15 protein-coding genes are annotated in these 14,599 nt (G+C 38.5%); 11 read left to right on the forward strand and 4 right to left on the reverse strand.

What is annotated here, in order from left to right; translation table 11 throughout:
- Positions 1-21 precede the first annotated feature (21 nt).
- From IGJ76_RS02895 to IGJ76_RS02940, 10 genes are all read left to right on the forward strand, one after another.
- Positions 22-342, forward strand: coding sequence for a hypothetical protein (locus tag IGJ76_RS02895; protein ID WP_067483714.1), 321 nt, complete (start codon positions 22-24; stop codon positions 340-342).
- Entirely contained in the window at positions 329-2,326 is a 1,998-nt protein-coding gene (locus tag IGJ76_RS02900) for a V-type ATP synthase subunit I (RefSeq protein ID WP_067483715.1), read from the forward strand. Before IGJ76_RS02895 ends, IGJ76_RS02900 begins: the two co-directional genes overlap by 14 nt.
- 21 nt (positions 2,327-2,347) lie before the next feature.
- A complete protein-coding gene (locus IGJ76_RS02905) occupies positions 2,348-2,818 on the forward strand; it encodes a V-type ATP synthase subunit K (RefSeq protein ID WP_067483716.1) in 471 nt (156 codons plus the stop codon).
- Positions 2,819-2,837: 19 nt separating this feature from the next.
- On the forward strand, positions 2,838-3,422 hold the full coding sequence (locus IGJ76_RS02910) for an ATPase V (protein ID WP_067483717.1): 585 nt from the start codon (positions 2,838-2,840) through the stop codon (positions 3,420-3,422).
- 11 nt (positions 3,423-3,433) lie between these two features.
- Positions 3,434-4,420 carry a V-type ATPase subunit gene (locus tag IGJ76_RS02915; protein ID WP_067483718.1) on the forward strand — a complete coding sequence of 329 codons (987 nt, stop codon included), beginning with the start codon at positions 3,434-3,436 and terminating at the stop codon, positions 4,418-4,420.
- Positions 4,410-4,721, forward strand: coding sequence for a V-type ATP synthase subunit F (locus IGJ76_RS02920; RefSeq protein WP_071868660.1), 312 nt, complete (start codon positions 4,410-4,412; stop codon positions 4,719-4,721). The genes IGJ76_RS02915 and IGJ76_RS02920 overlap by 11 nt, the downstream gene beginning before the upstream one ends.
- A 21-nt stretch (positions 4,722-4,742) precedes the next feature.
- Positions 4,743-6,524, forward strand: coding sequence for a V-type ATP synthase subunit A (locus tag IGJ76_RS02925; protein ID WP_071868661.1), 1,782 nt, complete (start codon positions 4,743-4,745; stop codon positions 6,522-6,524).
- Positions 6,517-7,899 (forward strand): V-type ATP synthase subunit B, encoded by a 1,383-nt coding sequence (locus IGJ76_RS02930; protein WP_067483724.1) that lies wholly within the window; start codon positions 6,517-6,519, stop codon positions 7,897-7,899. Before IGJ76_RS02925 ends, IGJ76_RS02930 begins: the two co-directional genes overlap by 8 nt.
- The gene (locus tag IGJ76_RS02935) at positions 7,899-8,537 is read left to right on the forward strand and encodes a V-type ATP synthase subunit D (RefSeq protein ID WP_270607293.1); all 639 of its coding nucleotides are present in this window, start codon (positions 7,899-7,901) and stop codon (positions 8,535-8,537) included. Before IGJ76_RS02930 ends, IGJ76_RS02935 begins: the two co-directional genes overlap by 1 nt.
- Positions 8,538-8,641: 104 nt before the next feature.
- The gene (locus IGJ76_RS02940; RefSeq protein WP_071868662.1) at positions 8,642-9,997 is read left to right on the forward strand and encodes a TrkH family potassium uptake protein; all 1,356 of its coding nucleotides are present in this window, start codon (positions 8,642-8,644) and stop codon (positions 9,995-9,997) included.
- A gap of 172 nt (positions 9,998-10,169) precedes the next feature.
- Here IGJ76_RS02940 and gloA read toward each other — a convergent pair whose 3' ends face one another.
- The gene (gene gloA / locus IGJ76_RS02945; RefSeq protein WP_067484141.1) at positions 10,170-10,541 is read right to left on the reverse strand and encodes a lactoylglutathione lyase; all 372 of its coding nucleotides are present in this window, start codon (positions 10,539-10,541) and stop codon (positions 10,170-10,172) included.
- A gap of 120 nt (positions 10,542-10,661) precedes the next feature.
- Here gloA and IGJ76_RS02950 point away from each other — a divergent pair, with 120 nt between their 5' ends.
- Positions 10,662-11,132, forward strand: a complete 471-nt coding sequence (locus tag IGJ76_RS02950) for an NUDIX hydrolase (protein WP_067483727.1) — start codon at positions 10,662-10,664, stop codon at positions 11,130-11,132.
- A gap of 340 nt (positions 11,133-11,472) precedes the next feature.
- Here the strand turns inward: IGJ76_RS02950 and yidA are convergent, their stop codons facing one another.
- From yidA to IGJ76_RS02965, 3 genes are read right to left on the reverse strand one after another with little or no spacing between them, the layout of a single operon-like run.
- Positions 11,473-12,285, reverse strand: coding sequence for a sugar-phosphatase (yidA, locus tag IGJ76_RS02955; RefSeq protein WP_430596720.1), 813 nt, complete (start codon positions 12,283-12,285; stop codon positions 11,473-11,475).
- Between the two features lie 20 nt (positions 12,286-12,305).
- Positions 12,306-13,673 carry an HD domain-containing protein gene (locus IGJ76_RS02960; RefSeq protein WP_067483731.1) on the reverse strand — a complete coding sequence of 456 codons (1,368 nt, stop codon included), beginning with the start codon at positions 13,671-13,673 and terminating at the stop codon, positions 12,306-12,308.
- The gene (locus tag IGJ76_RS02965; RefSeq protein ID WP_067483733.1) at positions 13,657-14,499 is read right to left on the reverse strand and encodes a lipoate--protein ligase family protein; all 843 of its coding nucleotides are present in this window, start codon (positions 14,497-14,499) and stop codon (positions 13,657-13,659) included. The genes IGJ76_RS02960 and IGJ76_RS02965 overlap by 17 nt, the downstream gene beginning before the upstream one ends.
- Between the last annotated feature and the right edge of the window lie 100 nt (positions 14,500-14,599).

A 14,599-nucleotide genomic window follows, 5' to 3' on the forward strand; every position in this document is an offset into this window, starting at 1 on the left:
TATCGAAAGGATGTGAACGATTTGTTAGAAATTTTGGAACAGATTCGTAAAGCGGAAGAAAAAAATGAACAACAGATGCAAGTTTTGCGTACTGAGATGCAACAGTTAACAAAGAAAAAAGAAGATGAGATTCACGTGATTGAGGAAAGAAAAAGACAAGAATTGACTCAACTTCTTTCAGAGAAAAAACAAATCAAAGAAGCAACACTTCAGACCAAACAAAAACAGTTAGATGAGGAAATCCAACAGGTTCAACAAACACTAGCTGAACAATATGCCGAACATCAAGAACATGCAATAGATCTAATTATTGAAAGGGTGAAAGAATATGTCCGTCACTAAGATGGAAAAAGTCACACTCATTTCAGATCAGAAGAACCAAGAAGCTGTTTTACAAGCTATCCAAGGAATTCAACAAGTTGAATTCCGCAATTTATTTCAAGAAACGACTAATAATCATTGGGTCGATACCTACTTTCCACAGACCAAAACTTTTACTGAGAATACGAGTCAACATGAATTAGAACAACGGTTACAATCAATTCGTGAAGCGGTTCAATTTATTGAGCATCATGGTCATTCTCAACAAAAGCTGGTTCATTTAAAACGAACGGAACTTTCTTTGCATGAATTAGAAGCTGCTTATTCAGAAGCTGATTTTTTGAAAAAATTACAAGAAATCTTGGAATTAAAAAAACAGTGGCAGAAGCTAAGTGAACGACGTAAAGAACTAACGGAAGAAGAGGAATATCTTTCAAATTGGCAATACTTGGATGTGATTCCTGCAACTTTTCATAGTCAAAAGACAGTTCTAGTTTTGGGAAGTATGGGAACAACTAGTTTGGAGCCTTTTCAAACAGCTGTAGCACAATTACCTGTTTATTTGGAAGAGATTTATTCTACACCAAAATCTGTTTACTTGGCGTATATTACTTTGCAAGACGCAGCAGAACAGGTAGCAGAACTTGCAGGTCGGCATGGCTTAACGGTGTGTAATTATCCCTATGATGAAGTGCCAAGCAAAGCTTTAACCAAAATCAAACAGCAATTGCTAGAAGTGCAAACTAACCAAAAGGAACTAGCTGCCAAGATTGGTTTGTATCGTGAAAAGATTCGTGAATTTGAATGGGTGGAAGAAGTGACCTTAGCGCTGATTGAACGTGAAAGAGTCAAGCAACAATTTGTGCGTTCAAAGCAACTGATTGTTTTACAAGGCTGGATTGGAATAGATACAAAGGAAGATTTGATGACAGCTTTAGCAGAAAAACTTCCAGCTTCGGCTGTTCATGTTCAATTTGAGTCACCAACAGTCGAAGAAATTCAAATGGAAGTACCAACAAAATTAACCAATCATCCACTAGTCGAGCCATTTGAATTACTAACAGAGATGTATAGTTTACCAAAATACGAAGAAGTTGATCCAACGCCATGGTTCATGCCGTTTTATCTTGTCTTTTTCGGTATGATGGTTGCAGATGTTGGGTATGGGTTATTGTTATTGATTGGTTCGATCTTATTACAAAAATGGGTCACTTTACCACGTGGACTTACAAGATTTGTTAAGTTTTTTGAGATTTTATCTATCCCAACGATTATCTGGGGCTTGATTTACAGTTCATTTTTCGGCATGGCGTTACCAAAAACAATCTTTGGTCTACCACTACCATTTCCTATTTTATCAACAACAGAAGATGTTAATACGATTTTGATTTTATCAGTTATTTTTGGTTTGATTCAAATCTTAGTTGGTCTATTTGTTTCAGCAAAAGAAAACTTGAAGAGAAAAGCGTACTTAAATGCGATTAGCGAAGGATTTGCATGGCAAGGTATCTTAATCGGAATTGTCTTAGCTGTAGTCGGAGCAGTTGTGTTAAAACAAAAACAATTTTTGTATCTTGGAGGCAGTATTGCGATTTTATCGGCGCTTTGTATTGTGATTATTCCAATCATTCAGTCTACTTCGAAAGCGAAAGGGGCTGCCAAGGGCGTATACAATCTATACGGATTAACGAGTTATATCGGTGACCTAGTTAGTTATACTCGTTTGATGGCACTTGGGATTTCTGGTGGAAGTATCGCCGCCGCGTTTAATATGTTGGTAGCATTTATGCCACCAGTAGCGCGATTTAGTGCAGGTTTGTTTTTGATTGTTCTCTTACATGCATTAAATCTATTCTTAACATTATTGAGTGCATATGTTCATGGTGCTCGGTTACAATATGTCGAATTTTTTGGCAAGTTTTATACAGGTGGTGGGCGAGCATTTCAACCACTTAAAACCGCAGAAAAATATGTCAACATCAATCATCGAAAACAAAAAAAGTGAATAATGGAGGAGTTTTAACAAATGATGGATTACTTAATTACAAATAACGGTGGAATTGTTTTTGCAGTATTAGCGATGGGCGTGGCTACGATTTTTTCAGGAATTGGTTCAGCTAAAGGTGTGGGAATGACTGGTGAAGCAGCAGCAGCACTGACAACTAGCCAACCAGAAAAATTTGGTCAGGCACTGATTTTACAATTGTTACCAGGAACGCAAGGACTCTACGGCTTCGTAATTGCTTTCTTGATTTTCATCAACTTGAGTGGCGACCTATCTGTTGTTCAAGGAATGAGCTATCTAGGTGCATCTTTACCAATTGCATTTACAGGATTATTTTCTGGTATTGCACAAGGTAAAGTGGCGGCAGCAGGTATTCAAATTTTAGCGAAAAAACCGGAACATGCAACGAAAGGAATTATTTTTGCTGCGATGGTTGAAACCTATGCGATTTTAGGCTTCGTGATTTCTTTCTTATTAGTTTTAAACGCGTAAACGTAAAGGAGGAGAATCAATGGATGCCATTGAACAAATCATTAAGCAAATAAATGAAGACGCAGCAAATGAACGTGCTGCTTTTGAGACAGCTGAACGTAAAAAGATTGAGCAAGTGTTCAAACAAAAATCAGAACAAGTAACGACTACTTTTCAGCAACAAGAGCGTAAGCAACTCGAGTCATTAGAGCGACACTATCGTCAATTAGAAAATCGTCAGCAAGTCGAAGCTCGACAAGATATGCTAAATCAAAAACAAGCTTTTTTAGATAAGTTATTTGATGAAGCAATTGAGAAAATGGAAGCGTGGAAACCACAAGATGTTCTCGCATTTGTACAGACAGCTTTAAGTCCATTGGCATTAAAAGGAGAAGTAATCTTTCGCGTAGGTGAAAAATCGGCAGATATTTTTACGGAAGAGCAAATAAAAGATTTCTCTCAAAAACTGTCCTTTACATTAGTTAAAGATCCAAAGGTAATCCCAAATGAAGCTGGTTTTGTCTTGGACAGTAAAGGAATTCAATACAATTTTTTGTTTAGTCGGTTAGTGACGGAGTTAAGAGGCTCGATGGGGTATGAGCTAGCACAACAATTGTTTACTTAAGGAGGGGAACGATGAACTATCACGAATTAAATCCTTTGATTCGCGGGAGAGAGCTTGAATTATTGACGAATGAAGATTTTGAGCGTTTGATTCAAGCCCCTTCAATCGACGCATTTGGCGAACAATTGAAAACGACGATTTATCAACCTTATGTTTATGAGGGATTTGAATACGAATTGGAACAAAACTTAGCAAAGGAACAAAGTGAATTGTTTGCATGGCTAAAGGAACGAGTTCCTGAACCAGAGATTCTTTGGATTTATACGATGCGCTTTACTTTCCATAACTTGAAAGTTTTAACCAAGGCAGAGCTAACAGGCAAAAATCTGGATCAGTTATTTATTGATGACGGCTTCTATTCATTAGATATGATGAAAGAAGCGATTCGAACACAAGATTCTGTTGAACTACCGGAGACATTACTTGCCAGTATCCGTGAAGTGTTTGATTATTTTGAAGGGGCAACTATTTTACAGGGAATTGATGTGATTTATGATCGTCATTTTCTAAAAGAACAGCGCCGACTTGGCGAGAAACTCGGGTACAAGGAACTGTTAACGGAAATCATTGCATTGATTGATCTCACAAATATTATAACGATGGCACGTGGACTGAGTCAAAATCGAACGAAAGGATTTATGACAACTGTTCTTTCAAGTGCGGGTGGCATAGAAAAGGAAATCTTTTTGTCTTTTGTTGGTCAAGAATTAGAAGCATATACTCGCTTTTTATTAACAACTGATTATGCAGAAATTATTCGCCCTGCACTAAAAGAAACAGAAATTGATCTAATTACTTTGGAACGTTTGAAGGATGATTACCTTTCCTCCCTTTATCAAGAGGCGCAAACACAGGCTTTTGGTCCATTACCATTACTTGCTTTTTTAAATGCAAAAGAAGTAGAAGGAAAAAATTTGCGTTTGTTAGCAGTTGGTAAACGTAGCCAATTTAGTACAGAACAAATCAGAGAGCGGGTGAGGACAGTCTATGGGACATAAAATTGGTGTAATTGGTGACAAGGCATCTGTCTTACCTTTTCAGTTAGTTGGTTTTGATGTTCACTTTGAAACAAATCCACAGAATGTACGACGACTCGTGGAGCAAATGGCAAAAGAGGGCTATGGTGTAATCTATGTCACAGAACAATGTGCGACTTCCATCCCAGAAGTAATTGCTCGCTACCAAGAACAACTGATACCAGCAATCGTATTGATTCCTAATTATCAAGGAACAGAGAAGATTGGATTAACTGAAATTCAAAACAATGTTGAAAAAGCCGTAGGTCAAAATATTTTATAGTAGGGAAAAGGAGCGAATGATTTGCAAATTGGAAGAATTATCAAAGTGTCTGGACCACTTGTTATGGCTGAAAATATGAGTGATGCTAGCATTCAAGATATGTGTTTAGTAGGAGAACTTGGGGTTATTGGCGAAATCATTGAAATGCGTGGTGATGTAGCTTCAATCCAAGTTTATGAAGAAACATCAGGAATTGGACCAGGTGAACCAGTACGTTCAACGGGCGAAGCACTGTCTGTTGAACTGGGACCAGGAATTATTTCTCAAATGTTTGATGGTATCCAGCGCCCGTTGGATACCTTCATGGAAATCACCCAAAGTAATTTTTTAGGTCGGGGTGTACAACTACCAGCTTTAGATCATGAGAAAAAATGGTGGTTTGAAGCAACAGCTGAAGTAGGAGAGTTTGTCGTTGCGGGGGATGTAATTGGAACTGTGGCTGAAACGAAAGTAATCCAACATAAAATCATGGTTCCAAATGGAATCAGTGGGAAAATCAGCCAATTAGCGTCAGGAAATTTCACGATTGATGAAGCTGTATGTGTTCTTGAAACTGAACAAGGAAGTCAAGAATTAACGATGATGCAAAAATGGCCAGTGAGACGAAGTCGACCAATTAAGGAAAAACGCAACCCAGAAGCGCCTATGATTACTGGACAACGAGTGATTGATACTTTCTTCCCAGTGACAAAGGGAGGAGCAGCAGCTGTTCCCGGACCATTTGGAGCTGGAAAAACAGTTGTGCAGCATCAAATTGCTAAATGGGCAGATGTTGATATGGTTGTTTATGTTGGTTGTGGCGAGCGTGGAAACGAGATGACGGATGTCTTAAATGAATTTCCTGAATTGATTGATCCAAATACTGGTGAATCCATCATGGAACGTACAGTTTTAATTGCAAACACATCAAATATGCCAGTTGCGGCACGAGAAGCGTCGATTTATACAGGCATTACAATTGCTGAGTATTTCCGTGATATGGGCTATGATGTGGCAATCATGGCAGATTCTACTTCTCGTTGGGCGGAAGCTTTACGAGAAATGAGTGGTAGATTGGAAGAAATGCCGGGAGACGAGGGGTATCCAGCTTATCTGGGCTCGCGTTTAGCAGAATATTATGAGCGGTCAGGGCGAGTAATGACTCTTGGTTCAGTGCCCCGAGAAGGTAGCATTACAGCCATCAGTGCCGTTTCTCCTTCAGGTGGAGATATTTCTGAGCCTGTGACACAGAATACATTGCGTGTGGTGAAAGTTTTCTGGGGGTTAGATGCTAACCTAGCACAACGTCGTCATTTTCCATCAATCAACTGGATGCAAAGTTATTCTTTGTATTCGACGGAAGTTGGTCAATATTTGGATCAAGTATTGCAAGCAGACTGGTCAAAAATGGTTACAGAAGGCATGCGTATATTAAAAGAGGAAGAACAATTAAATGAAATCGTTCGTTTAGTTGGGATTGATTCACTTTCTGATAATGATCGTTTGACTTTGGAAGTTGCAAAGTCAATTCGAGAAGACTATCTTCAGCAAAATGCTTTTGATGATGTTGATACATTTACTTCAAGAGAAAAACAGTTCAAAATGTTGCAACTGATTTTAACGTTTGGACAAGAAGCGCGTCGTGCGCTGTCTGTAGGTTCATATTTAACTGAAATTATGGAAGGAACGGTTGTCCTTCGTGACCGAATTGCACGAAGTAAATATATACCAGAAACTGAAATCCAGCAGCTTGATGCACTATTGGTTGAAACGAAAGAAACAATCCAAAAAATCATTGTGGAAGGAGGAATGACTGTTGATTAAAGAATACCAAACGATTGGTGAAGTAGTTGGTCCTTTGATGGCGGTAGAAAAAGTAGCAGGTGTAAAGTACGAAGAGCTGATTGAAGTTCGTATGCAAAATGGTGAAATTCGCCGAGGACAAGTGTTAGAAGTTCAAGAAGACAAAGCAATGGTTCAGATTTTTGAAGGAACTAGTGGTATTAATCTGCGAGATTCTGCTGTACGATTTCTTGGGCATCCGTTAGAACTTGGTGTTTCTGAAGACATGATTGGCAGAGTCTTTGATGGTCTAGGTCGCCCGAAAGATCATGGTCCAGAAATTTTGGCAGAGAAAAAAGTCGATATTAATGGGGAAGTTATCAATCCAGTTGCACGAGATTATCCCGATGAATTTATTCAAACTGGTATTTCAGCAATCGATCATTTGAATACGTTAGTAAGAGGACAAAAATTACCTGTATTCTCTGGTTCAGGACTCCCACATAAAGAATTGGCCGCTCAAATTGCTCGACAAGCAACGGTGCTGAATGAAGCGGAAGATTTTGCTGTCGTCTTTGCCGCAATTGGGATTACATTTGAGGAAGCAGAATTTTTCATGGAAGACTTTCGTCAAACGGGTGCAATTGATCGAAGTGTCATGTTTATGAATCTGGCTAACGATCCTGCAATTGAGCGGATCGCTACACCACGAATGGCATTGACAGCAGCAGAGTATTTAGCTTATGAAAAAGGGATGCATGTCTTGGTCATTATGACAGACATGACCAATTATGCGGAAGCTTTGCGCGAAATTTCTGCGGCACGACGAGAGGTTCCAGGACGTCGTGGCTATCCAGGGTATCTATACACGAATCTAGCAACGTTATTTGAACGTGCTGGTCGAATTCGTGGCGTAAAGGGTTCTGTCACTCAGATTCCGATTTTGACGATGCCAGAAGATGACAAAACGCATCCGATTCCTGATTTGACAGGTTATATCACAGAAGGGCAGATTATTTTATCACGAGAATTGTATAAGAGTGGGATTCAGCCGCCGATTGATGTGTTACCTTCCTTATCTCGACTAAAGGATAAAGGAACGGGTGCCGGCAAAACAAGGGTCGATCACGCAGCTACGATGAATCAATTATTTGCAGCTTATGCGCAAGGAAAGCAAGCGAAAGAACTTGCAATCGTATTAGGTGAGTCGGCGTTGTCTGATGTGGATAAAATCTATGCAAAATTTGCGAACCGTTTTGAAGAAGAGTACATCAATCAAGGATTTACCACGAATCGCTCAATTTTTGAAACCCTTGACCTAGGTTGGGAATTACTTTCGATGTTACCAAGGACAGAGTTAAAGCGAATCAAAGAAGAGTTGCTAGAGGAATATTTACCTGAAAAGGAAGTGCGCTAATGGCAAGACTAACGGTGAATCCAACGCGTATGGAGTTTACTCGTTTAAAAAAACAGTTAACAACGGCTACTCGTGGACACAAATTACTGAAAGATAAGCAAGATGAATTGATGCGTCAGTTTATTCTATTCGTTCGCAAAAATCATCAGCTTCGTCAAGAAATGGAAGCTGAGTTACAGGCTGCCATGGCAAATGTGGTTCTTGCGAATGCATCAATCAATGAAGCCTTCATTGAAGAATTGTTTGTGCTACCTGCCGAAACGATGGAATTAGCAGTGACTGAAAAAAATATTATGAGCGTCAAGGTACCTGTGATGAACTTTCAATATGATGACCGACTGGGAGAAGCGCCGTTAGAATATGGCTACTTAAACTCCAATGCAGAACTAGATCAAGCAATTGAACAATTTACGAGTGTGTTGCCTAAACTGTTAGCATTAACGGAAATCGAAAAAACGTGTCAGTTGATGGCAAGCGAAATTGAAAAAACACGACGAAGAGTAAATGCTTTAGAGTATATGACGATTCCTCAGTTGGAAGAAACGATTTATTACATTCAAATGAAACTCGAAGAAAATGAACGTGCAGAAGTTACTCGTTTAATCAAAATCAAGGATATGGGAAGTAGCCATTCATAGTAGCTACAATTCCGCGTGAGCGAAAAAAGAGAGTTGAGGAAAATCAAGTCTCTTTTTCTCAAAAATGGACTAGCACAAGACGAACAGGAAGGCAGTGAACTTGCTTGAAGACACGATTGATTCAACTTTTTCAAAAATTATCAGCGGTACAATTATTAGCTTTCGGTTTTTTTGCGCTGATTTTTACTGGAGGAAGCTTATTATCCCTGCCATTTTTTAGTCGAAGTGGGGAGGCAACCAACTATCTGGATGCGCTGTTTACAGCGACATCGGCGATTTGTGTTACCGGACTGACTACTTTAAATACTGTCGAACATTGGAATGGTTTGGGACAACTGGTTTTGCTGATTTTAATTGAAATTGGTGGATTAGGCTTTATGATGGTGCCAATTTTATATTTCATGCTTGCTCGAAAAAAGATTAGTTTGAGTACACGTATTGTGTTAAAAGAAGCGTTGAATTTAGAAAAAATGGCTGGTGTAACCGATTTGATGCTTTATATTTTTAAGTTTGCTTTAGTAATCCAGCTAGTAGGTGCCGTGGCATTATCAATCGTGTTTGTTCCTGAATTTGGTTGGATTAAGGGAAGCTGGTATGGTATTTTTCATGCTATTTCTAGTTTTTGTAATGCTGGATTTGATTTGTTAGGCGAGAGCCTGGTTGCACATCAAGAAAATAATTATTTATTACTCGTGATTTCAATATTGATTATTGCTGGTGGATTAGGGTTCATTGTTTGGCGTGACTTGTTGACCTTTCATCAAACGAAAAAAATCAGTTTACACTCAAAAATTGCTTTAAGTATGACGAGTATTTTGTTAGTAGGTAGTTTTTTCGTTTTTCTTTTTACGGAAAAAAATGGAGCAAACTTTTTACAAGGCAATTTTAGTAATCGGATAGTTAATACATTCTTTTTAAGCGTGACACCTCGAACGGCAGGTTATTCGTCGATTGATTATTCTAAGATGAGCCATGCTGGTTTGATCCTAACCATGTTTTTGATGTACATCGGTGGAACTTCTGGTTCAACTGCGGGGGGACTTAAAACAACCACTTTGGGTGTGTTGCTAGCGCAAATGCGTTCAATGTTTAAAGGGAGAACAAGAGCTGAAATTTTTGGACGTACGATACGACAACCAACTATTTTGCGTGCGTTGACTTTATTTTTTTTAACACTGACTCTTTGTGTGGTGGCAGTAATGATTTTATCAATTACAGAATATGTACCAGAAAAAATGGGGCTTGAATATATCGCATTTGAGGTCTTCTCTGCTTTTGGCACGGTTGGTTTGACAATGGGATTGACGCCAGATTTATCAGTTGTTGGGAAAATTTTGATTATGGCATTGATGTATACTGGGCGCGTTGGCGTGTTGACGATTGCTTTTTCATTGATGAAAAAAGTTCATCAGCAAGAAATAAAAATCAAATATCCAGAAGAAAGTGTGATGATTGGGTAAGTCAAATAAAAATAGTACTTTTTTGACGATACTCCAAACAAAAAAGAAACTGGGAAAAAATAAAAAAACCGTCGTTCTTAACACATTTCAAAAAAAACGCCTAAAATCAACGTTTTCAAAACGAATTTTAGGCGTTTTTTCTATCTAGGTTAGCTCTTTTTAAGTGAGTGGATTATCCACGAATAACTTCAATTTTGTAACCATCAGGATCGATAACAAAGTAATAAGAAGGAGCAGTTCCCGGCAATCCTTTTAAGTCAGTTATATTTAAACCAGCAGCTTGGTGTTTCTCATGTAATGCTTCCAAATCATCTGCAGCAATTGCAATATGGCCATAACCGTTTCCTAGATCATATGCTTCATGATCGTAGTTGTACGTCAATTCTAGTTCGTAATCATCTCCCGGCAAAGTTAAGTAAACAAGAGTGAACTTATTTTCTGGAAAATCACGACGGCGACTTTCTTCAAAGCCAAACGCAGTTTGATAAAATTCAAGAGATGCGTCAAGGTCTTTTACGCGGACGCAAGTGTGTGCCATTTTCATAAATAAAAACTTCCTTTCTTTTTTATTCATGATAGCAAAGAATAACAAGAAAAATAAATATTGGTGCTTGTTCATGAGAAAACTCTCATGTAAAATAAAAAGAAAAAGGTGGGAAAATGAATGGATTATCCAGTTTTTGGAGAAAAGAAACAGTCAGCCAGCTATCAAACACGCTATGCTGCATATATCATTGTAGAAAAAGAAACAGAAATAGCTTTGGTTGAGGCACCAAATGGCGCATTTTTCCTACCCGGCGGAGAAATCGAGGGACAAGAAACCAAAGAAGAAGCCATTGCTCGTGAGATGATTGAAGAACTTGGTATCACGGTAGTCATTGATTGTTTCTTAGGACAAGCAGATGAATATTTTTATTCCAACTACCGCGCGACCTATTATTACAACCCTGGTTATTTTTATGTTGCTAAAAGTTGGGAAAAAATTGGGGAGCCTACTGAAACAACAAATCGTATTTGGTGGGTAACTCCTGCGGATGCGATTGTGAAGCTGAAGAGAGGTAGCCATCAATGGGCGGTTAAAAAATGGCTAGAGGACAAATATAAAGTTGAACAAGAAATTGAAACAAAAAATTAAAATCGTAAGTACAGAATTAAGTTGTTTAAAACTTCAACGTCTATTTTAGAAGATTTACTTAACAGATGGTTATTAAACGTTTAGTTCTGGTTTGTGATTCATTGAGGAAAGTAAAAAAGTTGTGGCACAAAGGAGTTAACTTCAAGTAATAAGAACGTCGTTTCTACAAACAACGTTACATAATTTTAGGAAGGGTAGATTTATTACTTGAAATTGCTTTAGGAACGCCATTTATTCAGCAAAAAAGGGCTGTGACAATCCATTTGTCACAGCCCTTTTTGCTGGTTCGACTTACTAATTTTTTGGAATAGTAGTTGCTCAAATAAGTGATGCAGCTGGCTTAGTTTAGCACATATTTTTTGATTGCTTCAGCTACGCCGTGTTCTTCATTTGAAGTGGTCAATGCATTGGCTGCTTCTTTTACGATGGGCAGAGCATTCTCCATAGCTACTCCAAGGCCAGCATATTCGATCATTGATAAATCATTTTCATTGTCGCCAATTGCCATGACTTCGTCTTGTGTGATGCCAAGATGTTGTGCCAAGTTTGCAACTGCGGCTCCTTTATTGGCTTCTTTATTCAAGACTTCAAAGTAAAAAGGTGCACTTTTAACCGTTGTATATTTATCACGAAATTCTTGAGGAAGACGCGCAATTGCTGCATCTAAAATTTCAGGTTCGTCGATCATCATCATTTTGACAATATTCATGTCAGGTGTCATTTCTTCAGGGGTACGATATTTCAACGGCATGTTTACAAGGCCAGACTCATGGACAGAGTAAGGGCTAATATCACGGTTTGGTGTGTAGATTGCTTTTTCATCAATTGAGTGTAAGTGGCTGCCAACTCGACGCGCCATCACTTCGATTTCTAAAAAGTCTTCGTGAGTCAATCCGTGACGCGCGATGATGTTTCCTGTTTTCGTTTGTTGAACTAAAGCACCATTATAAGTGATGACATAGTCTGTGTCTTTGAATAATTCTAATGCTTCGAGTTGTTCTCTGACACCAGGTAATGGACGACCTGTACATAAGACAATATTTACTCCTTGTTTGTCTGCTTGTTGAATTGCTTCTTTGACTTCCGTTGTTAATTCACGTTGATCATTTAACAACGTGCCATCGATGTCGATAGCGATTAATTTGATAGACATAATTTCCTCCAACATTTTTCTTACTTATTTTCAATTAGTGCGCCATTTTGAATGTGACTGGCAAATTCTTGATATGTTTCATCAAAGAGATCATAATGGTTTCTCAAAGTGGGATCAACCATTTCTTTTGGGAAGAAGAACCGTTCGTCACCTTGTTCTTGACCAGCTAAAGCAGCAACTAATTGGCTAACCTTGGATAATTCTATCAAAGTTCCGTCATTTCTCAAAATCTCAATTTGGGTACGATGTCGGTTTTGCTCTGGACGATAGAAATCATAAGGTAAATCATAACTAGAATTGATTGCGGTGTAGTACACAGGATTGTAGCCCACTTTTTCAACTAGTAGAGTGAGTTCTTCGATTAGTGGTGAGTTGCGATCACCGGAAAAAGTGGCAGATTTTAATGGTTTTCGATTTAAAAATCGTTTTGCTAAGTCATTTAAAATCGGATCAGTTGCTTCTGTCCATTGTGTAAAATAAGTACCTAATACGCCATCGTCAAGTTTCAAGTAATCATCTAACGTAAATGATTCAGCCAAGAAAGGAAGCAACAGTTGTGCATGCATTTCAAATGCAGCAGAGTCTTCCAAATAAAGTTCATGTGCCCGATGAAGTAGGTGTTCTAAAATGACTTCCATTCCACGAGAAACTGGATGGAAATAAACTTGAACGTACATTTGGTAACGACTAACAATGTAATCTTCCACAGCGTGCATCCCATTCATTGAAAAGGCGATACCACCTTCGTAGGGACGAATCACTCGTAAAATCCTAGTCAAATCAAAAGTTCCATATTCAGTCCCTGTGTAATAAGCATCTCTCAATAAATAATCCATACGATCGGCATCGATTTGACTAGAAATCATTTGAACAACCTGTGGATTGGGATACGTTTTTTGGATTACACTTGCAACTTTTTCGGGAAAGCCATCTTCCACTCGATTCAAGATTTGATAAACTTCTGTTTCTGGTGAAGTAATTATTTCTACGGTAATTGCTTCATGATCCGTATGGAAAATATGTTCAAAAGTATGTGAGTAAGGACCGTGACCGACATCATGAAGAAGTGCTGCGCAAAGCGTAACTAATCGTTCTTTGTCATCCCAACCATTTTCACCAATTTTTTCTTTCGAGTAGTTCCGTGAAAAGATATCACAAATTCGTCGGGAAATTTCATACACACCTAATGAATGTGTAAAGCGACTGTGTTCTGCACCATGAAAAGTAAATGAAGCTGTACCTAATTGCTTAATGCGTCGTAGTCGCTGGACTTCTTTTGAGTTGATTAAGTCCAAAATAACTTGATGCTGTACATGGACATAATTATGGACAGGATCACGAAATACCTTTTCAATAGGAAGAACTTGGTATTTATAAGGAATTGTCATACTGTTGCTCCTTTAAGATAGAATTTCTGTCAGCCATTCGTGCTAGCTGTGTTTCCCATTCATCTGCTGAAATATAGTTTTGTAACCAATCAGTAGAAGAAAGGGGAATGAGAGGCACAGATTGCCCCATAAGGTTTTGAAAAGCAGTTGCTAAGCGGATTTTAACCTCAGAGACGGTCAATTGTTGCTGTAAAAGGTCGCTAAGATTTGCCATTTTTTCTGGTTGGACAGCAGGATAGCCATCTGTACCAAAAGCTTCTTTTAGTGAGACTTGATAAAAGCTTCGCATCAATTCGCCGCGTGCCTGTTGATTCCCATTGACGCTTAGATACATCATGACGGCAATCCCGTTTTTGATTCGGCGTTGTGCAATTCCAGCAAATTTTTTCCCAGAGATACTTAAATCATACGTTCCAGGACAATAGGAGTCAGAAATTTCAAAAGCTTCAATGGCTGCTTCAGGAAAAGCTTTTCTGGTCAAAGCTAACATTCGTTCGTAACCATCATCAATTGAAATTTTTTTATCATCTGTTTGTGGAAATAGCAAGGAAACATTCAAAATACCAGTATCAGAAACGATACCTAAGCCTCCTGAATTTCGTACGACAGGCGTATATCCCGCTTTGCGAATGGATTGAACACCTTCAGTAAAGAAAGGTGTGCGGGTATCTTTCATTCCAAAAATCACTGTTTTGTTATATTGCCAGAAATGAAGAAATGTTTGTTGCTGTTTCTTCGTTTCAGCGGTTAATAAATCGGTCAATGCAAAAGGGGAAAAGTCATTGCCTTGATAGATGTCTTGATCCAATAAAATAGGAGGATTCATTTCATCAACTCCTTGTTCAGTTAGTTCCCTTATTTCTCTCCTAGTATACCTCAAAAACAGTCAGAAGTTTTTAGGTACGCTTCTTATTAGAAGAACTAAC

The sequence above is a fragment of the Enterococcus sp. DIV0175 genome (genome assembly GCF_050529075.1).
Taxonomy (GTDB): Bacteria; Bacillota; Bacilli; order Lactobacillales; family Enterococcaceae; genus Enterococcus_B; species Enterococcus_B thailandicus.

Bases quoted from the DNA above. Each gene is read 5' to 3' on its own strand.
- IGJ76_RS02920 (WP_071868660.1), top strand. From the start codon at position 4,410: ATGGGACATAAAATTGGTGTAATTGGTGACAAGGCATCTGTCTTACCT.
- IGJ76_RS02905 (WP_067483716.1), top strand. From the start codon at position 2,348: ATGATGGATTACTTAATTACAAATAACGGTGGAATTGTTTTTGCAGTA.
- IGJ76_RS02960 (WP_067483731.1), bottom strand. From the start codon at position 13,673: ATGACAATTCCTTATAAATACCAAGTTCTTCCTATTGAAAAGGTATTT.
- IGJ76_RS02910 (WP_067483717.1), top strand. From the start codon at position 2,838: ATGGATGCCATTGAACAAATCATTAAGCAAATAAATGAAGACGCAGCA.
- gloA (WP_067484141.1), bottom strand. From the start codon at position 10,541: ATGAAAATGGCACACACTTGCGTCCGCGTAAAAGACCTTGACGCATCT.
- IGJ76_RS02915 (WP_067483718.1), top strand. From the start codon at position 3,434: ATGAACTATCACGAATTAAATCCTTTGATTCGCGGGAGAGAGCTTGAA.
- IGJ76_RS02900 (WP_067483715.1), top strand. From the start codon at position 329: ATGTCCGTCACTAAGATGGAAAAAGTCACACTCATTTCAGATCAGAAG.
- IGJ76_RS02965 (WP_067483733.1), bottom strand. From the start codon at position 14,499: ATGAATCCTCCTATTTTATTGGATCAAGACATCTATCAAGGCAATGAC.
- yidA (WP_430596720.1), bottom strand. From the start codon at position 12,285: ATGTCTATCAAATTAATCGCTATCGACATCGATGGCACGTTGTTAAAT.
- IGJ76_RS02935 (WP_270607293.1), top strand. From the start codon at position 7,899: ATGGCAAGACTAACGGTGAATCCAACGCGTATGGAGTTTACTCGTTTA.
- IGJ76_RS02950 (WP_067483727.1), top strand. From the start codon at position 10,662: ATGGATTATCCAGTTTTTGGAGAAAAGAAACAGTCAGCCAGCTATCAA.